The organism is Helicobacter pylori (genome assembly GCF_011175115.1).
Taxonomy (GTDB): Bacteria; Campylobacterota; Campylobacteria; order Campylobacterales; family Helicobacteraceae; genus Helicobacter; species Helicobacter pylori_DF.
Genome location: NZ_SHOW01000008.1, coordinates 1 through 25848, shown reverse-complemented (window position 1 = coordinate 25848; position 25848 = coordinate 1). Strand labels below are relative to the sequence as shown.

At 39.7% G+C, this 25848-nt stretch carries 25 protein-coding genes and 1 tRNA gene; 14 read left to right on the top strand and 12 right to left on the bottom strand.

Translation table 11 applies throughout. The features are described 5' to 3' along the window. Nucleotides 1-4: 4 nt before the first annotated feature. The 5 genes from EXS92_RS07070 (at nucleotide 5) to EXS92_RS07050 (ending at nucleotide 4160) form a co-directional block, all read left to right on the top strand. The gene (locus EXS92_RS07070; RefSeq protein WP_021173632.1) at nucleotides 5-1270 is read left to right on the top strand and encodes a homoserine dehydrogenase; all 1266 of its coding nucleotides are present in this window, start codon (nucleotides 5-7) and stop codon (nucleotides 1268-1270) included. Next, nucleotides 1271-1615, top strand: a complete 345-nt coding sequence (locus EXS92_RS07065) for a YraN family protein (protein ID WP_165515999.1) — start codon at nucleotides 1271-1273, stop codon at nucleotides 1613-1615. Nucleotides 1616-1706: 91 nt separating this feature from the next. Then, nucleotides 1707-2027: a thioredoxin gene (gene trxA / locus EXS92_RS07060; RefSeq protein WP_000020206.1), complete on the top strand. Its 321-nt coding sequence runs from the start codon at nucleotides 1707-1709 to the stop codon at nucleotides 2025-2027. Between the two features lie 5 nt (nucleotides 2028-2032). Beyond that, the gene (trxB, locus tag EXS92_RS07055; protein WP_165515998.1) at nucleotides 2033-2968 is read left to right on the top strand and encodes a thioredoxin-disulfide reductase; all 936 of its coding nucleotides are present in this window, start codon (nucleotides 2033-2035) and stop codon (nucleotides 2966-2968) included. A gap of 370 nt (nucleotides 2969-3338) precedes the next feature. Continuing rightward, a complete protein-coding gene (locus tag EXS92_RS07050) occupies nucleotides 3339-4160 on the top strand; it encodes a glycosyltransferase family 25 protein (RefSeq protein WP_165515997.1) in 822 nt (273 codons plus the stop codon). 218 nt (nucleotides 4161-4378) lie between these two features. Here the strand turns inward: EXS92_RS07050 and EXS92_RS07045 are convergent, their stop codons facing one another. From EXS92_RS07045 to EXS92_RS07015, 7 genes are all read right to left on the bottom strand, one after another. Continuing rightward, entirely contained in the window at nucleotides 4379-4627 is a 249-nt protein-coding gene (locus EXS92_RS07045; protein ID WP_000790555.1) for an RNA-binding protein, read from the bottom strand. 326 nt (nucleotides 4628-4953) lie between these two features. Then, complete coding sequence (locus EXS92_RS07040) at nucleotides 4954-5634, bottom strand: F0F1 ATP synthase subunit A (RefSeq protein ID WP_000401209.1); 681 nt, start codon at nucleotides 5632-5634, stop codon at nucleotides 4954-4956. A 121-nt stretch (nucleotides 5635-5755) separates the two neighbouring features. Then, complete coding sequence (guaB, locus tag EXS92_RS07035; protein WP_165515996.1) at nucleotides 5756-7201, bottom strand: IMP dehydrogenase; 1446 nt, start codon at nucleotides 7199-7201, stop codon at nucleotides 5756-5758. A 9-nt stretch (nucleotides 7202-7210) separates the two neighbouring features. Beyond that, nucleotides 7211-8572 (bottom strand): Asp-tRNA(Asn)/Glu-tRNA(Gln) amidotransferase subunit GatA, encoded by a 1362-nt coding sequence (gatA, locus tag EXS92_RS07030; protein ID WP_120849633.1) that lies wholly within the window; start codon nucleotides 8570-8572, stop codon nucleotides 7211-7213. Nucleotides 8573-8630: 58 nt separating this feature from the next. After that, nucleotides 8631-9221: a dephospho-CoA kinase gene (gene coaE, locus EXS92_RS07025; protein WP_079300303.1), complete on the bottom strand. Its 591-nt coding sequence runs from the start codon at nucleotides 9219-9221 to the stop codon at nucleotides 8631-8633. Nucleotide 9222: 1 nt separating this feature from the next. Beyond that, nucleotides 9223-10011: a spermidine synthase gene (locus EXS92_RS07020; RefSeq protein ID WP_165515995.1), complete on the bottom strand. Its 789-nt coding sequence runs from the start codon at nucleotides 10009-10011 to the stop codon at nucleotides 9223-9225. Nucleotides 10012-10097: 86 nt separating this feature from the next. Continuing rightward, nucleotides 10098-10985: a hypothetical protein gene (locus EXS92_RS07015; protein ID WP_165515994.1), complete on the bottom strand. Its 888-nt coding sequence runs from the start codon at nucleotides 10983-10985 to the stop codon at nucleotides 10098-10100. A gap of 76 nt (nucleotides 10986-11061) precedes the next feature. Between EXS92_RS07015 and der the strand changes: the two genes are divergently transcribed. From der to EXS92_RS06970, 9 genes are all read left to right on the top strand, one after another. Beyond that, nucleotides 11062-12450, top strand: a complete 1389-nt coding sequence (gene der / locus EXS92_RS07010; protein ID WP_165515993.1) for a ribosome biogenesis GTPase Der — start codon at nucleotides 11062-11064, stop codon at nucleotides 12448-12450. A 140-nt stretch (nucleotides 12451-12590) separates the two neighbouring features. Then, on the top strand, nucleotides 12591-12875 hold the full coding sequence (locus EXS92_RS07005) for an HU family DNA-binding protein (protein ID WP_001029066.1): 285 nt from the start codon (nucleotides 12591-12593) through the stop codon (nucleotides 12873-12875). A gap of 56 nt (nucleotides 12876-12931) precedes the next feature. Further along, nucleotides 12932-13008 (top strand) — tRNA-Arg (locus EXS92_RS07000). Between the two features lie 547 nt (nucleotides 13009-13555). Next, nucleotides 13556-14161, top strand: coding sequence for an LPP20 family lipoprotein (locus EXS92_RS06995; RefSeq protein WP_001236584.1), 606 nt, complete (start codon nucleotides 13556-13558; stop codon nucleotides 14159-14161). 19 nt (nucleotides 14162-14180) lie between these two features. Further along, on the top strand, nucleotides 14181-14798 hold the full coding sequence (locus EXS92_RS06990) for an HP0838 family lipoprotein (protein WP_001268721.1): 618 nt from the start codon (nucleotides 14181-14183) through the stop codon (nucleotides 14796-14798). After that, nucleotides 14795-16558, top strand: coding sequence for an OmpP1/FadL family transporter (locus tag EXS92_RS06985; RefSeq protein ID WP_165515992.1), 1764 nt, complete (start codon nucleotides 14795-14797; stop codon nucleotides 16556-16558). The genes EXS92_RS06990 and EXS92_RS06985 overlap by 4 nt, the downstream gene beginning before the upstream one ends. 21 nt (nucleotides 16559-16579) lie before the next feature. Then, nucleotides 16580-17563, top strand: a complete 984-nt coding sequence (gene pseB, locus EXS92_RS06980; protein ID WP_165516017.1) for a UDP-N-acetylglucosamine 4,6-dehydratase (inverting) — start codon at nucleotides 16580-16582, stop codon at nucleotides 17561-17563. After that, nucleotides 17560-18837 (top strand): bifunctional phosphopantothenoylcysteine decarboxylase/phosphopantothenate--cysteine ligase CoaBC, encoded by a 1278-nt coding sequence (gene coaBC, locus EXS92_RS06975; RefSeq protein ID WP_165515991.1) that lies wholly within the window; start codon nucleotides 17560-17562, stop codon nucleotides 18835-18837. Before pseB ends, coaBC begins: the two co-directional genes overlap by 4 nt. Continuing rightward, nucleotides 18837-19574 carry a hypothetical protein gene (locus tag EXS92_RS06970; RefSeq protein WP_165515990.1) on the top strand — a complete coding sequence of 246 codons (738 nt, stop codon included), beginning with the start codon at nucleotides 18837-18839 and terminating at the stop codon, nucleotides 19572-19574. The genes coaBC and EXS92_RS06970 overlap by 1 nt, the downstream gene beginning before the upstream one ends. A 30-nt stretch (nucleotides 19575-19604) precedes the next feature. On the opposite strand, the gene thiE is transcribed toward EXS92_RS06970, so the two are convergent. The 5 genes from thiE to EXS92_RS06945 all read right to left on the bottom strand — a co-directional run. Beyond that, the gene (gene thiE / locus EXS92_RS06965; RefSeq protein ID WP_165515989.1) at nucleotides 19605-20264 is read right to left on the bottom strand and encodes a thiamine phosphate synthase; all 660 of its coding nucleotides are present in this window, start codon (nucleotides 20262-20264) and stop codon (nucleotides 19605-19607) included. After that, nucleotides 20257-21066: a bifunctional hydroxymethylpyrimidine kinase/phosphomethylpyrimidine kinase gene (gene thiD / locus EXS92_RS06960; RefSeq protein ID WP_165515988.1), complete on the bottom strand. Its 810-nt coding sequence runs from the start codon at nucleotides 21064-21066 to the stop codon at nucleotides 20257-20259. The genes thiE and thiD overlap by 8 nt, the downstream gene beginning before the upstream one ends. After that, nucleotides 21063-21842 (bottom strand): hydroxyethylthiazole kinase, encoded by a 780-nt coding sequence (gene thiM, locus EXS92_RS06955; RefSeq protein WP_165515987.1) that lies wholly within the window; start codon nucleotides 21840-21842, stop codon nucleotides 21063-21065. The genes thiD and thiM overlap by 4 nt, the downstream gene beginning before the upstream one ends. Before the next feature lie 85 nt (nucleotides 21843-21927). Further along, nucleotides 21928-24930, bottom strand: coding sequence for an HsdR family type I site-specific deoxyribonuclease (locus tag EXS92_RS06950; protein WP_165515986.1), 3003 nt, complete (start codon nucleotides 24928-24930; stop codon nucleotides 21928-21930). Nucleotides 24931-25066: 136 nt separating this feature from the next. After that, the coding region (locus tag EXS92_RS06945; RefSeq protein WP_165515985.1) for a restriction endonuclease subunit S at nucleotides 25067-25848 on the bottom strand (782 nt) is incomplete at its 5' end.

Here is a 25848-nt window from a genome sequence, read left to right as displayed (position 1 = left end):
AAGCATGAAAAAAAGATTGAATATAGGGCTTGTGGGTTTAGGGTGTGTGGGGAGCGCGGTCGCTAAAATCTTACAAGAAAATCAAGAAATCATCAAAGACAGGGCCGGCGTGGAAATTAAAATTAAAAAAGCGGTGGTGCGAGACGTGAAAAAGCACAAAGGCTATGCTTTTGAAATCAGTGATGATTTAGAAAGCCTAATAGAAGATAAAGAAATTGATATTGTCGTGGAGCTTATGGGTGGGGTGGAAGCGCCTTATCTTTTAGCTAAAAAAACTTTAGCCAAACAAAAAGCCTTCGTTACAGCCAATAAAGCCATGTTAGCGTACCACCGCTATGAATTAGAACAAATCGCTAAAAACACCCCCATAGGCTTTGAAGCGAGCGTGTGTGGGGGTATCCCTATTATCAAGGCTTTAAAAGACGGCTTGAGCGCTAATCACATCCTTTCTTTTAAAGGGATTTTAAACGGCACGAGCAATTATATTTTAAGCCAGATGTTTAAAAATCAAGCGAGCTTTAAGGACGCTTTGAAAGACGCGCAGCATTTAGGCTATGCGGAATTGAACCCTGAATTTGACATTAAGGGCATTGATGCGGCGCACAAATTATTGATTTTAGCGTCTTTAGCGTATGGCATTGACGCGAAATTAGAAGAAATCTTGATTGAAGGCATTGAAAAAATAGAGCCAGACGACATGGAGTTTGCTAAAGAGTTTGGTTATAGCATCAAACTTTTAGGCATCGCTAAAAAACACCAGGATTGCATTGAATTAAGAGTGCATCCAAGCATGATTAAAAACGAATGCATGCTCTCTAAAGTGGATGGGGTGATGAACGCTATCAGCGTTATAGGGGATAAGGTGGGCGAGACTTTGTATTATGGAGCTGGGGCTGGGGGAGAGCCTACCGCAAGCGCGGTCATTAGCGATATTATAGAAATCGCAAGGAAAAAAAGCTCTCTAATGCTGGGCTTTGAAACCCCTCAAAAACTCCCCCTAAAACCCAAAGAAGAAATCCAATGCGCTTACTATGCGCGCTTGTTAGTGAGCGATGAAAAAGGGGTTTTTTCTCAAATCAGCGCGATTTTAGCCCAAAATGATATTTCGCTCAACAATGTTTTGCAAAAAGAAATCCCGCAATCCAACAAGGCTAAAATCTTATTTTCCACGCACACCACCAACGAAAAATCTATGCTGAACGCCCTTAAAGAGCTTGAAAATTTACAAAGCGTGTTGGATACCCCTAAAATGATCCGTTTGGAAAATTGAATGCGTTTTTTGAATAACAAACACAGAGAAAAGGGCTTAAAGGCTGAAGAAGAAGCTTGTGGGTTTTTAAAAACGCTGGGTTTTGAAATGGTGGAGAGGAACTTTTTTTCACAATTTGGCGAAATTGATATTATCGCTTTGAAAAAAGGGGTTTTGCATTTCATTGAAGTCAAAAGTGGGGAAAATTTTGATCCCATTTATGCGATCACGCCGAACAAATTAAAAAAGATGATTAAAACGATCCACTGTTATTTGTCTCAAAAAGATCCCAATAGCGATTTTTGCATTGACGCCCTTATTGTGAAAAATGGTAAATTTGAGCTTTTAGAAAATATCACTTTTTAGATTTTTATCCAAAATCAATACGATTTCATTAACATTCTTAAGATAATATAATTCTCGTTAATCAAAATCATAGAATATTTAGGAGTAACCAATGAGTCACTATATTGAATTAACTGAAGAAAATTTTGAAAGCACCATTAAAAAAGGGGTTGCGTTAGTAGATTTTTGGGCACCATGGTGTGGTCCTTGTAAAATGCTATCCCCTGTGATTGATGAATTAGCTAGCGAATATCAAGGTAAGGCTAAGATTTGCAAAGTCAATACCGATGAGCAAGAAGAATTGAGTGCGAAATTTGGTATTAGGAGCATTCCTACGCTTTTATTCACAAAAGATGGCGAAGTTGTCCATCAGTTGGTGGGCGTGCAAACTAAAGTCGCTTTAAAAGAGCAATTGAACAAACTTCTAGGCTAGTAGCCATGATAGATTGCGCGATTATTGGAGGTGGTCCTGCGGGTTTGAGTGCGGGGCTTTACGCCACTAGAGGCGGTGTCAAAAACGCCGTTTTATTTGAGAAAGGAATGCCTGGAGGGCAAATCACTGGCAGTAGTGAGATTGAAAACTATCCGGGCGTTAAGGAAGTGGTGAGCGGATTGGATTTCATGCAACCATGGCAAGAACAGTGCTTTCGCTTTGGTTTGAAGCATGAAATGGCCGCTATTCAAAGGGTTTCTAAAAAAGGTTCTCATTTTGTTATCTTGGCAGAAGATGGCAAGACTTTTGAAGCTAAAAGCGTGATTATCGCTACCGGTGGTAGCCCTAAACGCACAGGCATCAAGGGCGAGTCAGAATATTGGGGTAAAGGCGTGAGCACTTGTGCGACATGCGATGGCTTCTTTTACAAAAATAAAGAAGTAGCGGTGCTTGGTGGGGGCGATACCGCCGTAGAAGAGGCGATTTATTTAGCCAACATCTGCAAAAAAGTCTATCTCATTCACAGAAGAGATGGTTTTAGGTGTGCGCCTATCACTTTAGAGCATGCTAAAAACAATGATAAGATTGAGTTTTTAACCCCTTATGTGGTGGAAGAAATCAAGGGCGATGCTTCTGGCGTGTCTTCTTTAAGCATTAAAAACACAGCCACTAATGAAAAAAGAGAATTGGTCGTGCCAGGGCTTTTTATTTTTGTGGGTTATGACGTGAATAACGCCGTGTTGAAGCAAGAAGATAACTCCATGCTATGCGAATGCGATGAATACGGCTCTATTGTCGTGGATTTTTCCATGAAAACGAACGTTCAGGGCTTGTTTGCTGCAGGAGATATTCGCATTTTTGCCCCCAAGCAAGTGGTTTGCGCTGCAAGCGATGGCGCTACGGCAGCCTTAAGCGTGATTTCTTATTTAGAACACCATTAAATCAAGCTTATAGCCCTAGATTTTAGGGTTATGAGCTCTCGCTTCAAACATTCATTGGATTTCAAAACTTGTAATGTATTTTAGGTTTCTTGTTATTTTAATCTTATTTTAGCCACAATGTCATTTCGTTCTCTTGCTATTGGTTTTTAGTTGGGTATTGATCGCAGCATTTAAAAAATCGCTTGTTAAAATAAATATAGAAAGCTTGCAAAAAGCAAGCGGTAGTTTCTAAAAAAAGCGGTTTTTGGGGGTTAGTGGGATCTTATAAGGGGGAGGGTTGTTTCAAAATACCCCCTATCCCTTTAAGAGTTTTATGATAAACAGAGCCTAAAAACGATATACTTTATTAAAAATTATGGGAGTCTAAGCTTTGCGTGTTTTTATCATTTCTTTAAATCAAAAAGTGTGCGATAAATTTGGTTTGGTTTTTAGAGACACCACGACTTTACTCAATAATATCAACGCCACCCACCACCAAGCGCAAATTTTTGATGCGATTTATTCCAAGACTTTTGAAGGCGGGTTGCACCCCCTAGTGAAAAAGCATTTACACCCTTATTTCATCACGCAAAACATCAAAGGCATGGGGATTGCAACCAATCTCATCAGTGAGGTTTCTAAGTTTTATTACGCTTTAAAATACCATGCGAAGTTTATGAGCTTGGGGGAACTTGGGTGCTATGCGAGCCATTATTCCTTGTGGGAAAAATGCATAGAGCTTAATGAAGCGATCTGTATTTTAGAAGACGATATAACCTTGAAAGAGGATTTTAAAGAGGGCTTGAATTTTTTAGAAAAACACATCCAAGAGTTAGGCTATATCCGCTTGATGCATTTGTTGTATGATGCCAGCGTGAAAAGTGAGCCTTTGATTCATAAAAACCAAGAGATACAAGAGCGTGTGGGAATCATTAAGGCTTATAGCCATGGGGTGGGGACGCAAGGCTATGTGATCACGCCCAAGATCGCCAAAGTTTTTTTGAAACACAGCCGAAAATGGGTTGTTCCTGTGGATACGATAATGGACGCTACTTTTATCCATGGCGTGAAAAATCTGGTGTTACAACCTTTTGTGATCGCTGATGATGAGCAAATCTCTACGATAGCGCGAAAAGAAGAACCCTATAGCCCTAAAATCGCTCTAATGAGAGAACTCCATTTTAAATTTTTGAAATGGTGGCAGTTTGTATAAATAAAAATTGTAAAAAATACTAACGAGCGTTTTAAAGTTGTCCCTATTTGATTGGAACAAAACCAGTTTTTAACCGCTTTTAAGAATGGATTGAATTTTTAAATGGATTTCAAAAGAGTTTGTAGCCTCTTTTAGCTTCTATGCACAATCCAGACAAGACGCATTAAGAGAATGGAGCGCATTAGAAAACTATTTTCTAATTTTCTAATGCTTTAAGATTAAGACTTTTTAGGATTGGCTTCGGTTACCCTAATCGTTCTGCCCATAAAATCCGTATTGTCCAATTTAGCAATCGCTTCCCTAACGCCCTCTTCTTGCATTTCTACAAAGCCAAAACCTTTAGGTTTCTTCGTTTCTCTGTCATAAATCAGTTTGACATTAAAAACTTTGCCAAATTGACTGAAAAGCTCCTTAACTTGCTCACTAGTAGCGCTATAAACCAAATTCCCTACATAAATGTTTTTCAAGATAAAATTCTCCGGTAAAAAAATGACAACATACCCATAAGAATATGAAAAAGTTATAAAAAAGTAACACTTCTAAAACCCAAACACATCCAAAACAGAAGTATGGTGGATTTTATCTAATGATTGCTTAAAAAATTATAAAAGCTATTAAAATTGGGTATTGATAATAAAATACGAAAGAGCTTACACGTGCAAGCGGTAATTTTAAAAAGCGTTATTAAAGGATATGGGGAGCATGGTTTCAAAATCACCCCCTATCCTTTTAAAAACTTTACCATGAAGCAAAGTTTAAAACACCATATCAAAGCCAAACAAGGACGCTTTATTTAATGCCCTTCATCGGTTAAAACAGCCCCTGCCAGATACACATAAGTGAGGATCATAAAAACAAAAGCTTGTAAAATCCCCATAAAAAACAACACCATAAAGGGCGCTACAGGAACCGCCCAAGGCACTAATAAAAGCATGATGAGCAAGAACATGTCATCGCCCTTGATATTCCCAAACAAACGAAACGATAAAGACACGATCCTAGAAAAATGCGAGATGATCTCAATAGGAAACATGAAAGGGGCGAGCCATTTCACAGGGCCTGCAAAATGAGCGAAATACTTAAAAAAGCCCTGCACTCTAATGCCTTCAAAATGGTAATAAAAAAACACAATCAGTGCCAAAACCAGCGTAAAGCTCCAGCTAGCCGTAGGGGATTCAAAGCCAGGAATGATGCCTATCATGTTAGAAAAAAAGACATACAAAGCGATCGTGCCTGCTAGTGGGAAGTATTTGCGAGCCAATTCTTCGCCTATAATATCCTTAGCCACGCTCAAAATCGCGCTAATGATGCTCTCATACACATTCTGCAAACCCATAGGCACCATCTGCATTTTGCGCGACGCGCCAAGCGAAATGAAAAACATCAAAACCGCTGTCAAAACGACAAAAAACCCAGTGATAAAATCATGATTGGAGCTAAAAAAATTAGCAATAGTAAATACTCTGTGTTCCATGAAAAAGTTTCTCTAAGCCTTATTGAAAATTTCCTTAATTGTAGCAATTAAGTTTTAAAAACTCATTAAACCAAGCTTTTTAACGAGTTTTTTAACGATTTGTCTTGTTTTCTTTTAAAATTCACCCATAATAATTAGGGGCTTCTTTAGTAATATCCACGCCATGCACATGGCTTTCTTTTAACCCTGCGCTAGTGATTTCTACAAATTCAGCGTTTTGATACAATTCCAAAATATTTTTCGCCCCCTGATACCCCATAGAAGAGCGCACGCCCCCTACTAATTGGAAAATCATATCCGAAACCCTACCACGATAAGGCACACGCCCCTCAATGCCTTCTGGGACTAGCTTTTCACTCGCCACGCCCTCTTGAAAATACCTATCAGAGCTCCCTTTAGTCATAGCCCCAATGCTACCCATGCCCCTATAACTTTTATATTGTCTCCCTTGATAGATCATAAAATCCCCAGGAGATTCTTCTGTGCCAGCGAGTAAAGAGCCTATCATCACGCTTGATGCCCCTAAAGCTAAAGCCTTAGCCACATCGCCTGAATAGCGGATCCCTCCATCTGCAATCACAGGAATATCAAATTTAGACGCCACTTCCACGCAATTATCAATCGCGCTCACTTGGGGCATTCCCACCCCGGCCACAATCCTAGTGGTGCAAATGCTTCCTGGTCCAATACCCACTTTAATAGCGTCCGCTCCCGCGCTAATCAAATCGCTTGTGGCCTCTTTAGTCACCACATTCCCCACAATCACATCCACTACCAAGCTTTTTTTAATCTCTTCTAAAGTGTGTAAAATGTTCGCCGAATGCCCATGCGCGCTGTCTAGCACCAACGCATCCACCCCCGCTTTAACTAACATTTCAGCCCTATCCAACTGCCCCACTCCAATAGCCGCCCCCACTCTCAACCTCCCAAAATCATCTTTATTAGCCTCAGGGTATTCAATGCGTTTTTGAATGTCTTTGATCGTGATCAAGCCTTTTAGGACATTATCTTTATCCACAATAGGCAATTTTTCAATCTTATGCTTGTGCATCAAATCGCTCGCTTCATCCAAGCTAATACCCACATGAGCGGTAACTAAAGGCATTTTAGTCATCACATCGCCCACTTTTTTACTCAAATCGGTTTCAAAGCGCACATCTCTGTTGGTTAAAATCCCAATCAACAACCCCCTATCATCTACCACAGGCACGCCTGAAATCTTGTAATTATCCGTTATGACTTTAGCGTCCGCTAGCGTCCTGTGCGCATGGATAAAAATAGGATCATTAATCACCCCGCTCTCGCTTTTTTTAACCTTAGTGATTTCTTTAACTTGCGTTTGAATATCCATGTTTTTATGCACGATGCCAATACCCCCAAGGCGCGCCATAGCGATAGCGGTTTTATGCTCTGTAACCGTATCCATAGCCGCGCTGATAAAGGGGATATTCAAACTAATGTTTTTGGTCAGGCGAGACTTTAAGCTCACATCTTTAGGTAAAACGCTGGATTTTCTAGGCACCATCAACACGTCTTCAAAAGTCAAAGCCCTTTGTACAATTCTCATTTTCTATCCTTAATCTAATTTTAAATCTAATTCTTGCTCTAAAGCGTAAGAAACGTCTAAAAGGCTTTGCTCATCAAAAGCCTTAGCAATGAATTGCATCCCTATGGGCAAGCCTAAAGGATCTTTAGCGACCGGCAAAGAAAGCGCTGGCAAACCGCTCAAATTCGCCCCGATCGTGTAAATATCGCTCAAATACATTTCCAAAGGGCTTGCATGGTAGTTGAATAAATGAGCACTCGTGGGAGCTACAGGGGTGAAAATCAAATCCACTTCTTCAAAAATCTTGTTGTATTGCTCTTTGATCATCAAACGCATTTGCTGGGCTTTCAAATAATAAGCGTCATAATACCCACTGCTTAAGACAAAATTCCCTAACATGATGCGCCGTTTCACCTCATCGCCAAAACCCTCACTGCGGCTTTTGAGATACAATTCTTTCAAATCTTTAATATTTTGAGCCCTCCTCCCATAACGCACCCCATCAAATCTGGCCAGATTCGAACTCGCTTCAGCCATGCTGATAATATAATAAATAGAGATTTGATAATGCGAATCCAACATCTTTTTTTCCACAATCTCATGCCCCATTTCTTTCAAGGCTTTAATAGTGTTTTCATAAGCGAGTTGCACTTCATTGCTCGCGTCTTTAATGTGATCCCTTAAGATAGCGATTTTAAAGCGTTTGTCTCTGTTAAGGTTTTTAAAGGTTTGCGTGGGTTTGAGATTCGCACTCGTGGAATCCTTGCTATCATACCCACTAATTGCGTCAAATAAAATAGAAGCGTCTTCTACATTTTGCGTGATAGGCCCGATTTGATCAAAACTAGAACAATACGCGATCAAACCATAACGGCTCACCCTCCCATAAGTGGGCTTTAACCCCACACACCCGCAATAGCTCGCCGGCTGCCTGATAGACCCGCCCGTATCGCTCCCTAAAGCCGCCACCGCCAAGCCCCCAGCCACGGCTGCCGCGCTCCCCCCACTGCTCCCCCCAGGCACTCTGTTTTTGTCTCGTGGGTTTTTAGTGATCCCATAGCAACTAGACTCTGTGGTGCTTCCCATCGCAAACTCGTCCATGTTAGAAAGCCCAAACCCTGCCATGCCGTTTTGGTGCAAGTTTTCCATCACGCTCGCATGATAAGGGGCAACATAGCCTTCTAAAATCTTACTGGAGCAAGTGATTTCCCACCCCTTAACGCTGATATTGTCTTTAATAAGGATCGGCACCCCTTTAGCGCTAGCGCCATTAAGACTAGGGGCTTTAATGTAAGCGTTCAAATCTGAAGCTCTAACCTTAGCGTCAATTTCGTTTTTAAGGGTTTCTAATTCATCTTGGGATAAAGAAAGGGCTTGTTTTAAAGTGATCATGTTTTTAGCCTTACAAAAAATTTAATAGTAGTTTAACATGCTTACATATAAAACGAGCTTATAAGAGCGTTTTTAAAAAGCGTTCAACTTGCTTATTTAAATCTTTTAAACTAGAGCTGTTGTTTATAATGTAATCGCTCATGGCGCGTTTTTGCTCTATATCCATTTGACAAGCTAAGCGCTGCAAAATTTCAGCTTCTTTGAGTTTGTCTCGCTCTAAAAGGCGCTCAATTTGTAAGGCCCTGGGCGCATAGATTAAAACCACTTTACTCACAGGGTAGCGCTCTTTTCCCCCCACTTCAAAAAACAAAGGGATGTCTAAAAAATACGCTTGATGATTTTTCTCTAATTCACAGGCTTTTTTAAGCATGCACTCACGGATTAAAGGGTGCAAAAAATCCTCTAGCCATTTTAACTCATTAGCATTTTGAAACACGATCGCGCCAAGTTTTTTTCTGTTTAAAATACCTTTTTCTAAAATATCTGATCCAAAATGTTGGGCGATTTCTAACCGATGCTCTTGCAATAATTGGTGGGCGATCTTATCCGCATCTAAAATCTCATAGCCTTGCGATTCTAATATTTTAAGGGTGGTGCTTTTACCGGTGCCTATCCCCCCTGTGAGAGCGATAGCGTTTTTTAAGATCATTTTAAGATTTGATATTGTCTTTAAAGACTTCTTGTAAATTTTTAGGCAAAGCGAATGCGGCCCTATGGATGTCTTCGTTATAGTATCTCACGCTTGTTAGCGCTTCTATTTTTGGCACCATTAAATCTTTTAAGGGGTGGTTTTTAAAAGAAGCGTAAATATAACCCTTATTGCTCAAAATCCTTAAAGGCGCTACAAAAGGCATGGCAATAGCAAAAAAGTCGCCCAAGTTTTTAAGGGCGTTTTGCATGCTCACATGCTCTAATAGCGGGTGTTTGGCTACCGAAATAAACACCCCATCTTCTTTAAGCATTCTTTTTAAACCATCTATTTTATGAATATCCGGCTCTTGCAAGCAAAGGATCAAATCGTATTTTTTAATGTCTAAATCTAAGAGTTGTTTAGCGTGCGTGAAATTCTTATTATTTTTCACTTCATGGAAATGGGGGAAAAAACTAATGAAGCTGTCTAAAATCTTTTCATCCGCTTGCACAAAATCTATATGCGTGTCGTATTTAAAAAGCTGGTGGGCTAATTCCAAATCAAACCCATCCACAATCAAAACTTCTTTAAGCTCTTTCTTGGTGCAACCCCCCATATGAGCGAGCAACTCGCTTTCAATGTGCAAAAAATTCTTGAACAACAACTGGCGGTTAAGCATCGCAATTTCACCAAAATCCTTAGATTTAAAAATCTCTAAGATATTATGCTCGCTTCTAACATCTAATAATTTCGCTTCTATGGTGTATTCTTTACGCAAATACGGCGTGATTTCTTGGGTGATCCACATAAACACTCCTTACTTTTTAATAATATCCATGCCTTTGAAACGCTAACATGCTACCCAAAAAAATCTAAATTGTCGTAATAAACGCCCTAACTTTGGCATTCTAAAAAAAGTTCCGTATCGCTCTTAAAGCGCTCTTTTTTAAAATCCAAATCAATACTGATGGCTTTATGCTGGCTGTCTAATTTATCGGTTGAATGCTTTTTTAACACCATTTGACACTTTGAAATCTCAATGGCGTCTAAAGCCTTATCCCCTATCGCCCCTATCGTATAAAAATCATCGCTCTTTTTTTCTAAGAGAAAGGATTCATAAAAAGGCCTCAAACTCAAATCGCTGTCATTGGTGGTATAAACATACGAAGAAATTTTGCCCTTAAATTGCGCAATTTGCGTTTTAGTGTCATTAAAAGTGAAAGTTTGGATCTGGCGATCTTTATCGTTTTGATCTTTTAAAAAACGCTTCAAGGCTTTGGATTGGATTTCTACCAACCATTGATCCCCTTCTTTACTCATCACAATATCCCCATCCTTTAGGGGGTAGAAATCTTGTTGGGAATATTCAATGAGTTTTGGATTTTTTGTTTTTCTTTTTGGTTTGTAAAGGAACGGGCTTTTTATATCGTTATTGGCAGTGTTGTTATGGGGATCATTTGGGTATAAGGGCGGGTTTTTTTCATTATTATCGCTTGGCTCATTCAATAAAATCACAGAAATTTCAGGGTTAAAAGAATCATCTTCATCTTTAGTCAGTTGGAAAAAAGCGTTTCTTTCCTCTATAGGCTGATACACCATGTTTTGTAAAAAAATCGTTTCGCTAAAGACTTCATAATCCGAATCCACATAGCTAGGGCGTTGAGAGCCGTCATTTTCTTGTTCTTGGGCTTTTTTTTGCAATTTAATAAACCTCTCTTGCGAGCAAGCTAAAAAGCATATTAAAATCATTATTACCACGCCTATTTTTTTGACTAAAAACAATACTAGACCCTTATTTAAGCTTTAAATAACTATAATATTGTAATATAATTTTGATTAAATTGAAGCGATAAAAAAGATGAATACAAGCCATAAAACTTTAAAAACCATTGCGATTTTAGGCCAGCCTAATGTGGGGAAAAGCTCACTATTTAACCGCTTGGCTAGAGAAAGGATCGCTATCACTTCAGATTTTGCAGGCACTACACGAGACATTAACAAACGAAAAATCGCATTGAATGGCCATGAAGTGGAGCTATTAGACACAGGGGGTATGGCTAAAGACGCTCTTTTGTCTAAAGAAATCAAAGCCCTTAATTTAAAAGCCGCTCAAATGAGCGATTTGATTTTATACGTTGTGGATGGCAAGTCTATCCCTAGCGATGAAGATCTTAAGCTTTTTAGAGAGGTTTTTAAAACCAACCCTAACTGCTTTTTAGTGATCAATAAAATTGATAACGACAAAGAAAAAGAGCGATCTTATGCGTTTTCTTCTTTTGGCGCGCCAAAAAGTTTTAACATCTCCGTTTCGCACAATAGGGGCATTAGCGCATTAATTGATGCGGTATTGAACGCATTGAATTTAAACCAAATCATAGAGCAAGATTTGGATGCGGATATTTTAGAAAGCCTAGAAACCCCTAATAACGCTTTAGAAGAAAATAAAGAAGAAGAGATCATTCAAGTAGGCATCATTGGGAGGGTGAATGTGGGCAAAAGCTCGCTCTTAAACGCACTCACGAAAAAAGAAAGGAGCCTTGTTTCTAGCGTGGCTGGCACGACCATTGACCCCATAGATGAAACCATTCTCATAGGCGATCAAAAAATCTGCTTTGTGGATACCGCTGGCATCAGGCATAGGGGTAAAATCTTAGGCATTGAAAAATACGCGCTAGAACGCACGCAAAAAGCCTTAGAAAAATCCCACATTGCACTTTTAGTGTTAGACGTGAGCGCTCCTTTTGTGGAATTAGACGAAAAGATCAGCTCTTTAGTGGATAAACACTCTTTAGGCATCATTCTTATTTTAAACAAATGGGACATCCGCTACGCCCCTTATGAAGAGATCATGGCAACCTTAAAAAGGAAATTCCGCTTTTTAGAATACGCCCCTGTGATCACAACCAGCTGCTTAAAAGCGCGCCATATAGATGAAATCAAGCATAAAATCATAGAAGTCTATGAGTGTTTTTCCAAACGCATTCCCACAAGCTCACTCAATAGCGTGATTTTTCAAGCCACCCAAAAACACCCCTTGCCAAGCGATGGCGGGAAATTAGTGAAAGTGTATTACGCCACGCAATTTGCCACCAAACCCCCTCAAATCTCTCTTGTAATGAATCGCCCTAAAGCCTTGCATTTCAGTTACAAACGCTATTTGATCAACACCTTAAGGAAAGAATTTAATTTTTTAGGCACGCCTTTAATCCTTAACGCTAAAGATAAAAAGAGAACCCAACAAAATTAAATTTTTTATGCGTTAAACCCCCTTAAAAAAGCGTTTTTGCTTGATTTATCTTTAGGATTTGATTATAATTACCGCTCAATCAGTCAGGCTAAGCACTAAATCGCTTGGTTTTGGCATCTATTAGAAAAGGGGTTATCCACATGAACAAAGCGGAATTTATTGATTTGGTTAAAGAAGCGGGTAAATACAACAGCAAAAGAGAAGCTGAAGAAGCGATCAACGCCTTTACTCTAGCGGTAGAAACAGCTTTAAGCAAGGGTGAGAGTGTGGAGTTGGTTGGTTTTGGCAAATTTGAAACCGCAGAGCAAAAAGGCAAAGAGGGTAAAGTTCCAGGAAGCGATAAAACTTATAAAACCGAAGACAAACGAGTGCCTAAATTCAAGCCCGGCAAAATCCTTAAACAAAAAGTTGAAGAAGGCAAGTAAATTTGATCCACTCAGCAAGGGGTTTATCAATAGAGTTTCTTGCTTTCTTATAAAATGTCCTTGTAGCTCAGCTGGATAGAGCGTATGATTCCTAATCGTAAGGTCGTGGGTTCGAATCCCGCCAAGGACACCACTCGCATTATTTTTACTATCATAGGGATTTAAAATAGTCGTTGTTGGTGTTGTTGATGAAAAAGGTAATTAAAAGAAATTAAAAATTTAATCTTATCCTTAAAAAGCACTCAAAAAAATATTTTATTTCTCATCTTATTTAAAAAATATTCAAAGCATTTTTTACGATTAAAAAGATCTTTCACAAATCAAGCCATAACCTCTTAAAAAGCGCTCTTTAAGGGGTTTTTAGTTGTGGGTTGTAGGGGAGGATTTTTCAAAATGCCTCCTACCCCCTTAAGAAAATGAATTTAAAAATCAAACTTAAAAAATGGGTTTTATCATCAAATAAAATCTTAAAACGATACAATCAAGCCATTAAATCCCCCTTTTTAAAAAATTGAGTTATCCCTGTTAAAAATTTAAGGAAAGCCAAAATAAGTCATAATCCCCTAGACTTTAAACTTAAACCCACTAGCCTTATAAGCTTAATAAGAATATCCGCATGACAAATCCATTCAAAAAATGATATAATACCCCCTAATGAATTCATTTTAAGGAAAATGCCCATGCGTTTGCACTCTGCCTTTTTTGGTATTAATTCGTTACTTGTCGCCACTCTTTTGATAAGCGGTTGCAGTCTCTTTAAAAAGCGTAACACTAACGCCCAGCTAATCCCCCCTTCAGCTAATGGCTTGCAAGCCCCCATTTATCCTCCAACCAATTTCACCCCCAGAAAGAGCATTCAGCCTCTCCCAAGCCCTCGCCTTGAGAATAACAATCAGCCCATCATTAGCTCTAACCCCACTAACGCTATCCCTAACACCCCCATTCTCACGCCTAATAATGTCATTGAATTGAACGCAGTGGGCATGGGTGTGGCTCCAGAATCCACCATTTCGCCCTCTCAAGCCTTGGCTTTGGCCAAGCGAGCGGCTATTGTTGATGGCTACCGCCAATTGGGTGAAAAAATGTATGGCATCAGGGTGAACGCTCAAGACACCGTCAAAGACATGGTTTTACAAAATTCCGTGATTAAAACGAGAGTCAATGCTCTCATTCGTAACGCTGAAATCACTGAGACCATCTATAAAGACGGTTTGTGTCAAGTGAGCATGGAGCTTAAATTAGACGGCAGGATTTGGTATCGTATTTTGAGCGGAGCGAGAGGATAAACCCTCTCACTCTATAATCATGCGGTATTTTAGAAGCGCTTTTTTATTATTTTTCATGACGCTTTTTTTTGTCTCTTGCTCTAAGCACCCTTTTTCTAAGCAAACCCCCAAAACTAGGGAGCAAATCAGACAAGAAGAAGCCAATAAAAAAAGAGAAGAGACTTTAAATGCCTTGCGCCAATTCAGACTCATTTACATCAACACGCCGGTTTTTCGCTTTTATGATTACGGCACGATCAAAACCGATAAAGACCACAATACTGAAGTAACCCTTTATAAGCTCAGCCAAAAAGTGGGCGATATTTACATGACTAAACGGAGCATTTGTTTTAGCCAAAAATGTTCGGCCAAATGGATTGCTGCAAGGGATTTGTTTGGCAAGGTTAGCTATGGGGATTTGTTTGATGACATTGTTTTAGGGAGGGATATTTTTAAAGGTTTAGGGAAACGCCACCTAACCCCTGAATACGTGATCCAAAGGTTTCAAAAAAGCGGGGAAATTATCCTTTATGAAAGAAAAAATGGTTTGATTTCTTTCCAAAACTTGACGCAAAAAATTGCTATTAGGATTGAACCCTATGAGCCTTCTTTGCAAGATTTAGAAGACAATGAAAACGCTGATAGCGAGCTTCAATGAAAAACTTTTCCCCACTTTGTTGTTTTAAAAAGCTCAAAAAACGCCATTTAATCGCTTTGAGCTTGCCTTTGCTTTCTTATGCCAATGGCTTTAAAATCCAAGAGCAAAGCCTAAATGGCACGGCTTTAGGCTCGGCGTATGTCGCTGGGGCTAGGGGGGCTGATGCTTCCTTTTATAACCCGGCGAATATGGGCTTTACTAACGATTGGGGTGAAAACAGAAGCGAATTTGAAATGACCACCACCGTGATCAATATCCCGGCCTTTAGCTTTAAAGTCCCTACGACCAATCAAGGCTTGTATTCGGTTACGAGTTTAGAAATTGATAAAAGCCAACAAAATATTTTAGGCATCATCAACACTATAGGGTTAGGCAATATCCTTAAAGCGCTTGGCAATGCGGCCGCTACCAACGGCTTATCACAAGCTATCAATCGTGTTCAAGGGCTTATGAATCTAACCAATCAAAAAGTCGTAACCCTCGCTTCAAAACCTGACACTCAAATCGTGAATGGCTGGACGGGCACGACTAATTTTGTTTTACCCAAATTCTTTTATAAAACGCGCACGCATAACGGCTTCACTTTTGGGGGGAGTTTCACCGCTCCTAGCGGACTAGGCATGAAATGGAATGGTAAGGGGGGGGAATTTTTGCATGACGTGTTTATCATGATGGTAGAGCTTGCCCCTAGCATGAGTTACACTATTAATAAGCGCTTTTCTGTGGGGGTGGGCTTAAGAGGGCTTTATGCAACCGGGAGCTTTAATAACACCGTTTATGTGCCTTTAGAGGGCGCTTCGGTTTTGAGCGCGGAACAGATTTTAAATTTACCCAACAATGTTTTTGCCGATCAAGTGCCAAGTAATATGATGACTTTATTAGGCAATATTGGCTATCAGCCAGCGCTTAATTGCCAAAAAGCCGGTGGGGATATGAGCGATCAGAGCTGTCAAGAGTTTTATAACGGCTTGAAAAAAATCATGGGTTATAGCGGTTTAATCAAAGCGAGTGCGAATCTTTATGGCACGACTCAAGTCGTGCAAAAATCTAACGGGCAAGGCGTATCGGGGGGCTATAGAGTGGGTTCGAGTTTGCGTGTGTTTGATCATGGCATGTTTTCTGTGGTGTATAATTCTTCAGTTACATTCAACATGAAAGGCGGTTTAGTGGCTATCACAGAGCTTGGCCCTTCTTTAGGGAGCGTTTTGACTAAAGGCAGCTTGAATATCAATGTTTCACTCCCCCAAACCCTAAGCCTAGCCTACGCCCACCAATTTTTTAAAGACCATTTAAGAATAGAGGGGGTGTTTGAGCGCACCTTTTGGAGTCAAGGGAATAAATTTTTAGTAACCCCTGATTTTGCGAACGCCACTTACAAGGGCTTAAGCGGGACGGTGGCTTCACTAGACTCTGAAACGCTTAAAAAAATGGTAGGCCTAGCGAATTTTAAAAGCGTGATGAACATGGGGGCTGGCTGGAGGGACACCAACACCTTTAGATTAGGGGTAACTTACATGGGCAAAAGCTTGCGTTTAATGGGTGCTATTGATTATGATCAAGCTCCAAGCCCCCAAGATGCGATAGGCATTCCGGATTCTAATGGCTATACCGTAGCTTTTGGGACTAAATACAATTTTAGGGGCTTTGATTTGGGCGTAGCGGGGAGTTTCACTTTTAAAAGCAACCGCTCCAGTTTGTATCAATCCCCAACCATTGGGCAATTGAGAATCTTTAGCGCTTCCTTAGGCTATCGCTGGTAAAACATGCCAAATCATCAAAACATGCTAGATAACCAAACGATTTTAATCACCGGAGGCACTGGGAGTTTTGGCAAACGCTTTGTGCGTAAAGTTTTAGACACCACCAACGCTAAAAAAATCATCGTTTATAGCCGAGACGAATTAAAACAAAGCGAAATGGCCATGGAATTTAACGATCCTAGGATGCGTTTTTTTATCGGCGATGTCAGGGATTTAGAACGCTTGAATTACGCTTTAGAGGGCGTGGATATTTGTATCCATGCAGCCGCGCTCAAGCATGTCCCTATCGCTGAATACAACCCCTTAGAATGCATTAAAACCAATATCATGGGAGCGAGCAACGTGATTAACGCATGCTTAAAAAACGCTATCAGCCAGGTCATCGCCCTAAGCACCGATAAAGCCGCTAACCCCATTAACCTCTACGGCGCAACCAAATTGTGTAGCGACAAGCTCTTTGTGAGCGCAAACAATTTTAAAGGCTCTTCTCAAACGCAATTTAGCGTGGTGCGTTATGGTAATGTGGTGGGGAGCCGTGGGAGCGTGGTGCCGTTTTTTAAGAAATTAGTCCAAAACAAAGCGAGTGAAATCCCTATCACCGATATTCGCATGACACGATTTTGGATCACCTTAGATGAGGGGGTTTCTTTTGTGCTTAAAAGCTTGAAAAGAATGCATGGGGGGGAAATTTTTGTACCTAAAATCCCCAGCATGAAAATGACCGATCTCGCTAAAGCCCTAGCCCCTAATACCCCTACTAAAATCATAGGGATTCGCCCGGGCGAAAAACTCCATGAAGTGATGATCCCTAAAGATGAAAGCCATTTGGCCCTAGAATTTGAAGACTTTTTTATCATTCAGCCCACTATAAGCTTCCAAACGCCTAAAGATTACACGCTCACCAAACTCCACGAAAAAGGCCAAAAAGTCGCCCCTGATTTTGAATACAGCAGCCATACTAACAACCAATGGCTAGAGCCTGATGATTTGTTAAAATTACTATGAATTTTTTAGAAGATTTGTTTTACCCCTTAAGATTGTTAGAAAACAAGCGTGTTTTATTGCTTGTGAGCGGATCTATTGCAGCGTATAAATCCCTAGAATTAGTGCGTTTGTTGTTTAAAAGCGGGGCTAGTATCCAAGTGGTGATGAGTAAGGGCGCAAAAAAATTTGTTACGCCCTTAAGCTTTGAAGCTTTGAGCCACCATAAAGTCTTGCATGATCATAATGAAAAATGGTATTACAACCACCAAAACAAATTGCACCATAACCACATCGCATGCGCTGCTAATGCTGATTTACTCATCTTTGCCCCTTTAAGCGCTAACAGCCTGTCTAAAATCGCTCACGCTTTAGCGGATAATATCGTAAGCGCGACTTTTTTAGCTTGCGCTTCCCCTAAAATCCTAGCCCCCAGCATGAACACCAACATGCTCAATTCCCCTATCATTCAAAGCCATTTAAAACGCTTGAAAGATTTCAATCATATTATTTTAGACACCCAAAACGGCCTTTTAGCATGCGATACTAAAGGCGATGGGGCGATGGCTGAGCCTTTAGAAATCCTTTTTAAAGCCGCTCAAACGCTCTTAAAAGACGCTTATTTTGAAAACAGAGAAGTCATAGTCATGGGCGGCGCGAGCATGGAAAAGATTGACAGCGTTAGAGTCATTAGCAATCTTTCTAGCGGGATTCAAGCGAGCGCATTAGCCCTAGCGTTATATTTTAAGGGAGCCAAAGTAACTTTGATCGCATCAAACTTCCCTATCCCTTTGCCTAAAGAAATCGCAAGCGTTTTAGTTAGCGACACCGCTTCTTATGAAAACGCCTTAAATAACGCCGCTAAAAACTTGCAAAAGCATGCCTTAAAACCCTTACTCTTCAATTTAGCCGCCATTAGCGATTATTTGCCTAAAACTTCTTTTAACCATAAGCTTAAAAAAAGCGAACTGGGCGAAACCCTAAACATTGAATGCGTTCAAAATAAGGATTTACTGGCTTCTGTCAATCCTAATCAATTCGTTAAAATCGGTTTTAAAGCCGAAGACGATCAACAAAACGCTATCAAAAACGCACAAAATCTTTTAAAACCTTCTCAAGATAACGGCAAGGATTGCTCCATGGTTGCTTTGAATCTCATTAAAGATTCACGCCCTTTTGGCTCATTAGAGAATGAATTGTGGCTCTTTAGCCATAAAAAAACCCAAAAAATCCCTTCTATGAACAAATTAGAAGCGAGTTTTAAAATCCTTGATTTTATCAAAGACAACGCCCTTTAATGCTAGAAGCCCTAAACGCCCTAAACCAGCTTAACGCTCTTCATTCCAAAAACGCCACGCACCATTTTAACGCTACTTTACCCATTCTTTTAAAAGTGCTAGAAAAACAAGATAAAAATCTTTTTCTTTTGCAAGTGGGTAATAGGATTATCCCCACCAAAAGCGAACAGGAATTAAAAATCAATCAGCCTTATTTTGCGATCATGCAAAGAGATCGGTTGGGCGATATTGTGCTTAAAAATTTAGTGCCTGCCCCAAAAATCTTAGACGCATTGGACGATTTGCCCGCTATTGAAATGAATAAAATCAAAGAAATATTGAGTGCCAAAGACAACACCCCCCTAAAAGAATACAAAGAACTTTTGAGCGAAAAATTAGTCCATGCTAAAAGCTCGCAAGAGTTTTTGAATACAGCCAACATGCTTTTAAGCTTGCAATCGCAAGTTTTAAGCTTTGTGGTTGAAAACGAACGCAAAAAAGCTTTTTTACAGATGAAAGCCAAAAAACAAAGCGTTGATTTTTACGCTCTGTATCCTAACTTGGGCGAAATTGGCGGCGTTATTTATTTGAAAGAAAAAGAAAAACAACTTTTTTTAAAAACCACCCTCCAAAGGACTAAAGAGGTTTTAAAAGAGGCTCAAAACACCCTTTTAGGCTTTTCTTTTGTGGAAATTGTGTGCGAAAAAACCCCCATGCTTTTCGCCTTTGAAGAGCGCTTATTGGACACGATAGGGTAGAAAAATTTTCGTTGTGGGATTTTAGATTCCTCACGCATTGTTTAAAAGTTTTCCAACCGCTAAGGCTTTATCTTTGGCTTGCGCAATCGCGCTAATGACTGCAATACCCCCATATTCGCGCAATTTTGAAGCGTTATGCGTCGTGATACCCCCAATCGCTATGAGGGGTTTTTTTATCCCGCTATCTTTTATTTTTTTTAAAAGCTCCACGCCTACAACTTGTTTGTCTTTTTTAGATTGTGTGGGAAAAATAGGGCCTACCCCAAAATAGGCTACGCCGTCTAAATGGCGCGCTTTTATAGCTTGCTCTAAAGTATTGACGCTCAAACCTATAAAAAGGCGCTTTTTGCATAAAGTCATTACCTCTTCTATAGCCATGTCTTCTTGCCCCACATGCACGCCATCAGCCTTTAATTCTAGCGCGAGTTTTGCCTCATCATTGACAATAAAAGGCACGCCGTATTTTTGGCATAATTTTTGACACTTTAGGGCTAATTGTTTGATTTCAATAGGATCTTGTAGGGCTAAATCGCCTTTTTGGCGGAATTGAAACGCTGTGATTTTAGATTGTAAAACTAGTTCTAAAGCGTCTAAAAGCGCGTTTATCCTATCGTTTTTGCCGCCCTTTATGTGGTAGAAGTCTTGTGATCCAGCCACAAACATGAGCTTCAAACAATTCGCATCAAACAAGCTCTTTAACGCTCCATAAATTCAAAGGCCCATGCCCATGCCCAATGTTTAAAGGGTTTTGAATGATGATAGTTAAAAGCTCTTTAGCCTTTGAAATAGCGTTTTTCAAATCCAACCCTTGAGCGAGTAAGCCCACTATCAAGCTAGACAGAACACAACCTGTGCCATGCGTGTTTTTCGTGTTGAATCGCTTGGCGTTTAGGATAAATTCAATATCTTCTAAAAACACCCAGTCGTTGCTAAATTCTCCTTGAAAACGCTCTGTATGCCCCCCCTTAATCACAGCGTTTTTAACGCCTAAATCCCTTAAAATACCCATCGCTTTTGAAGCGCTTTTATCATCTCGCACTTGAACGCCTGTGAGCGCATAGACTTCAGGGAGGTTAGGGGTTAGTAAATTGGCTTTAGGTAAAAGGCGTTTTTTTAAGCTTAAAATCGCCTCTTCTTCTAAAAGCAAAGCCCCATTCTTTGCCACCATCACCGGATCTAAAACGCACAACCCAAAATCACAAGTTTCTAAAGTGTCCGCCACGCATTCAATGATTTGATTATTGCATAACGCTCCCATTTTGAACGCTTTGATAGAAAAATCATCTCTAATGGCTAAGATTTGCGCTTTTACGCTCTCAACGCTCAACGGATAAACCCCATGCACGCCCTGTGTGTTTTGCGCGGTGATGCAAGTGATCACGCTTGTCCCAAACACGCCCAAAGTTTGGAACGCTTTCAAATCAGCTTGTATCCCAGCGCCCCCACCGCTATCGCTGCCAGCAATGCTTAAAACTTGCGGATAAACTTTCACAACTCTTCCTTAATAAGGCTATTTTCTAACTCTATGGGCAAACTTAGAGCGTCTAAAAAATAAAACAAGAACGAACCATTAGAGCCGTTATTTTCCAACGCTTTTTTTTGCGCATTAAAAGCGGCTTGTTTATAGAAAGCGCAAAGTTGCGCCATAGAATCTAGGGGGTCTTTTTTCAAACTTAAAAAGCTCGCACACGCCGCCGCATGCAAACACCCAGCCCCTGTAATTGCAGTCAAATACTCGCTCCCCCCAGTAATACTCAAAACTTTTTCCCCATCGCTCACGTAATCTATTTTACCCGTCATCACCGCTATCACGGAATATTTTTGAGCCGCTCGTTTGATTATTTCTACAGGCGTATTGGAATGGTGAGAGTCTAGCCCCTTACTTTCACAAGAAATACCCACTAAAGAGCCTAATTCGGCAGCATTGCCCCTAAGCGCGCTAACCCCTTTGCTTTCTAAAAACTCTAAACTTGTGTTATAGCGCAAAGCGCTCGCTGAACACCCCACAGGATCTAACACAATGGGTTTATTCAAAGCCTTGTAACATTTGATCGCCTCTTTAGCGCATAAAATGGTGCGATCATTAAGGGTGCCAATATTAATAGCGAGTGCGTCAGAAATTTTCGCTAAATCTTGCATCTCATCAATCGCATCACTCATTAAAGGCGATGCCCCTAAGGCTAACAAACCATTAGCCACAAATTGCGCCACCACATAATTGGTGATATTATGCACTAAAGGGCGTTTTTGTCGTAATTCTTTCAACACCACAAGCCTCCTAAAATTTCTTTTATTTTACAAAAATCCATTAAACGGTGCTTTTTTTGAGTTTTAATACAAAAGCGTTCATGAACTATTTTTCATTAACCTCATCTTTTTTAACCCCATTTTTCTTAAATATAGCGCTAGTGAGATCATAAAAGCGGTGGAAAAAATTAGAAAGGCTTGCAGCGACTTTTTCTTTCACCTCTTGATAGCGCGAATTTTTGTCAAACCTGGAGGGTTTTTCTTCAATGATTTCAGGGAATTTTGTCCCGCTGAAATTGATTTCACCTCCTTTAAAGGCATGCTGCATGAACGAATAGGCTTTTTCTTCATTCAAGCGGTTTTCTTCTATGATCTTTTGGAATTCCTCTTCTCTTTTTTGGTGGATATAGTCTTGAAAATACGCATGGACTTCTTGGTCTTTGTTGTATTTGTCAATGAAACCCATGATCAAATCTTTTTTATTCCTTAACTCTATGCTGGAGTTGATGATTGGCTCTATTTTGGTTTTAACGCCTTGAATTTCTAAATCATCCTCTTTAGCGAACTCTTCAATCAAATTCAAAATATAGTCAATATTGACTTCCACTTGCTTAATGAGTTCAATTTCAAAAATCAAATCATCATTAATCTCTTCTTTATCCCTCCCTTTTTCTGGCCTCATTTCATCGTAAAAATCAAGGTATTTGCTTTGATAATCTTGAAAATCCCTCGGGTTGATGTAATCGTCTTTGTTGAAATTTTCAAAGCTGTTTAAAATATTTTCCAATTTCAAAATCTTGCCAAAAAGCTTGATGAAATCCTTTTTCTGGCTTTCTGAAATGATGGGCTCTTTTAACGGGAATTCGGTTAAAAGCCTTCCAATCAAACCCTCATAGCCCTCGTATTCTTTATGATTATCCGTGTAGCCTTTCAAATAATCTTCATATTTTCTTAATAGCGCAATAGTTTGAGCGTCCTTGTTGCCAAAAAGCATGAGCGCGTCATTTAGATCCTGCTCTAAATCCCTAAAACACACGATATTCCCATGCGTTTTAACGCTATCTAGAATGCGGTTTGCGCGTGAAAAAGCTTGAATTAGCCCATGGTATTTGAGATTTTTATCCACCCAAAGGGTATTAAGCCTTGTAGCGTCAAACCCGGTCAAAAACATATTCACCACCAGTAAAAGATCGATTTCACGATTTTTCATTTTTTGAGAAAGATCCTTATAATAGCTTTGGAATTTTTGATCCGAAGTGTCAAAAGAAGTTTTAAACATCCCGTTATAATCCGCAATCGCGCCCTCTAAAAAATCCCTTGAGCTTTTGTCTAGCCCGCTAGCGCTTTCATTGTTTTCATCTTCTAGCGCTTCAATTTCTTCATTAGCGCTATAGCTAAAAATGGCAGCGATTTTAAGGTCGTGTTTTTCTTCTTTAAAAGCTTGGTAGTATTTTTTCAGCGCTTCTATGCTAGAGCATGCCAGAATGGAATTGAATTTTTTATTTTTAGTGGCTTGATTAAAACGCTCTAAAATGCATTTAGTAATTTCTTTGATCCTTCTGGTATCCAAAAGGGCGTTTTTTTCATCAACCGCTCTAACTTTATTATCTATAATGCCCTCTTTAGCTTTAATGGTGTTGTGGTATTCCACTCTAAAGGGCAAAACGTTTTTATCCCTGATCGCATCAATAATGGTGTATTGGTGGAGGCATTTCCCAAACTTTTGCTCTGTCGTGCCTAACGGGTTGTTTTTATCGCAATTAGCTGCAAAAATGGGCGTGCCAGTAAAGCCAAAAAGGTGGTATTTTTTAAACGCTTTAGTGATGGCTTGATGCATGGAGCCTAACTGACTCCTGTGGCATTCATCAAAAATCATCACAACCTCTTCATTAAAAATCGCATGCCCTTTAAGGTGGGATTTAACGAATTTGTCTAATTTTTGGATCGTGGTGATAATGATTTTAGCATTAGGGTTTTCAAGCTGTTGTTTTAAAATCTTAGTGCTTGTGTTGGAATTAGCGCAATCTTTTTGGAATTTATCGTATTCTTTCATGGTTTGATAGTCTAAATCCTTCCTGTCCACCACAAACAAAACCTTTGAAACGCTCTCTAATTCTTTAGCTAAAGTGGCGCTTTTAAAGCTCGTTAAGGTTTTACCGCTCCCTGTGGTGTGCCAGATATAGCCTCCATTTTGACTTTTCCCATAAGTTTTACTATTTTGCGCGGTTTTGATTTTTTCCAAAATCCTTTCGGCCGCCACGATTTGATAAGGCCGCATCACCAATAAAACCTCATCGCTTGTGAAAACGCAATAGCGCGTTAAAACGTTCAAAAGGCTGCGCTTTGCAAAAAACGACTGGGCAAAATCCATTAAATCCTCAATATTGTGATTCTTGCTGTCCGCCCAGTAATTCGTGAATTCAAAAGTATCGGCTTTATGGTTTTTTTCCAGTTGGGCTATTCTGGTGGTGTTTGAATAGTATTTACTACTCGTGCCGTTACTGATAACAAAAATCTGCACGAAATCAAAAAGCCCGTCTTCAGCGCTAAAACTATCCCTTTTGTAGCGCTTGATTTGATTGAACGCCTCTCTAATCGCCACGCCTCTTCTTTTCAATTCCACATGCACTAAAGGCAAGCCATTCACAAGGACGCTCACGTCATAGCGGTTTTGATATTTCCCCCCTTTATTGCTGTATTGGTGGATCACTTGCAAGGCGTTTCTATGGATATTTTTCTTATCAATGATTTTAACGTTTTTGGTTTTCCCATTCTCAAGGGTTAAATTAAAAATCGGATCTTCTTGGATTTTTTTTGTTTTAGCCTTATAATCTTCGTTTTTATTAGCGATGAATTGAAAATAAAGAGCGTCCCATTCTTTGGGCGTGAAATAATGATCGTTAAGCTTTTCTAACTGCTCTTTTAAATTGTCTTTTAATTCTTTTTCGTTGTGGATTTTTTTGAATTCATAGCCTTGTTTTTCTAAAAGCTTAATAAACGCCCTTTCTAGCTCTGCTTCGCTCTCATAAGCGCTTTTCTTTTCATTATCGCTATGATACTCGGCCATCACGGTGCTTTCATTGCTTTCTGCGATAATCTCATAATTCATGTCATTCCTTTTAAAAAATATTTCAAATTCTTTTTATAAGGGGATAGGGGGGTATTTTGAAATAATTCTCCCCCTTAACCCCCTTAAGATCCCCCTAACCCCCCAAGACCGCTTTTTTCAAGAGGCTATCGCTTGCTTACGCAAGCTCTTTGCTATTTAGTGGGGTTAGGGGTTTGAAAGTCAGTAATTTTTCTCGGTAATATTCGTATTGCTTTTTTCGGGCTTTTATTTCAGCGGGGATACCGGCTAATAAATCGGTGGTTAAAAGTGAAAATTGATCCAAAATCTTAACGATCCCTTGTTGGATCTCTAGGGGCGGGATGGGGACTTCTAATTGTGAATAGCGAGAAATCCAATGCCTTGCATGTTCCCCACCGATATTATAAGGAATAGTTTGCATGTAAAAAAAGATAAATCTGATGTTGATTATAGGATTTTTTGGGAATAAGATTTTCATAGCGCTTGATTTTACTTTAAAAGGGAAATCAACCCATTGGGTCGCTGTTGTGAAATCGTCAAAGATGATAACCGGAGCGTTTTTACTCGCTTGATAAATATTGTCTTTTTCGTTTGTATAACCTAAAATAAAGGTTTTTCCTGCGGTTAAAACGGGGGTAGGATAACTTTTATCAAATTCTTTACTCGTTACACAATATTGATTGGGTTGATCGTATTCTAGCACCTCCCCCAACTTTCTAAACTCCACCCCCTTAGGCGCTAAGGTTTGGAGTAAGGTTTTTAAGCGTTTAGGGTAGGTTTTTGCGCTAATGTTTGCGTCTTTGTGGCTTTGTTTGATGTCCTTAAAGTCTAAAAGCATGTTTTGATAATATTGGTATTGCTTTTTTCGCGCTTTTAATTCTGTGTTTAATTCTGTGTTTAATTCTGTGAAGGCGTCCAAAATCTTAACGATCTCGTGTT

Coding starts and splice junctions, on each gene's coding strand:
- EXS92_RS07070 (WP_021173632.1), top strand. CDS start 5: ATGAAAAAAAGATTGAATATAGGGCTTGTGGGTTTAGGGTGTGTGGGG.
- EXS92_RS07065 (WP_165515999.1), top strand. CDS start 1,271: ATGCGTTTTTTGAATAACAAACACAGAGAAAAGGGCTTAAAGGCTGAA.
- trxA (WP_000020206.1), top strand. CDS start 1,707: ATGAGTCACTATATTGAATTAACTGAAGAAAATTTTGAAAGCACCATT.
- trxB (WP_165515998.1), top strand. CDS start 2,033: ATGATAGATTGCGCGATTATTGGAGGTGGTCCTGCGGGTTTGAGTGCG.
- EXS92_RS07040 (WP_000401209.1), bottom strand. CDS start 5,634: ATGGAACACAGAGTATTTACTATTGCTAATTTTTTTAGCTCCAATCAT.
- guaB (WP_165515996.1), bottom strand. CDS start 7,201: ATGAGAATTGTACAAAGGGCTTTGACTTTTGAAGACGTGTTGATGGTG.
- gatA (WP_120849633.1), bottom strand. CDS start 8,572: ATGATCACTTTAAAACAAGCCCTTTCTTTATCCCAAGATGAATTAGAA.
- coaE (WP_079300303.1), bottom strand. CDS start 9,221: ATGATCTTAAAAAACGCTATCGCTCTCACAGGGGGGATAGGCACCGGT.
- EXS92_RS07020 (WP_165515995.1), bottom strand. CDS start 10,011: ATGTGGATCACCCAAGAAATCACGCCGTATTTGCGTAAAGAATACACC.
- der (WP_165515993.1), top strand. CDS start 11,062: ATGAATACAAGCCATAAAACTTTAAAAACCATTGCGATTTTAGGCCAG.
- EXS92_RS07005 (WP_001029066.1), top strand. CDS start 12,591: ATGAACAAAGCGGAATTTATTGATTTGGTTAAAGAAGCGGGTAAATAC.
- EXS92_RS06995 (WP_001236584.1), top strand. CDS start 13,556: ATGCGTTTGCACTCTGCCTTTTTTGGTATTAATTCGTTACTTGTCGCC.
- EXS92_RS06990 (WP_001268721.1), top strand. CDS start 14,181: ATGCGGTATTTTAGAAGCGCTTTTTTATTATTTTTCATGACGCTTTTT.
- EXS92_RS06985 (WP_165515992.1), top strand. CDS start 14,795: ATGAAAAACTTTTCCCCACTTTGTTGTTTTAAAAAGCTCAAAAAACGC.
- pseB (WP_165516017.1), top strand. CDS start 16,580: ATGCTAGATAACCAAACGATTTTAATCACCGGAGGCACTGGGAGTTTT.
- coaBC (WP_165515991.1), top strand. CDS start 17,560: ATGAATTTTTTAGAAGATTTGTTTTACCCCTTAAGATTGTTAGAAAAC.
- EXS92_RS06970 (WP_165515990.1), top strand. CDS start 18,837: ATGCTAGAAGCCCTAAACGCCCTAAACCAGCTTAACGCTCTTCATTCC.
- EXS92_RS06950 (WP_165515986.1), bottom strand. CDS start 24,930: ATGAATTATGAGATTATCGCAGAAAGCAATGAAAGCACCGTGATGGCC.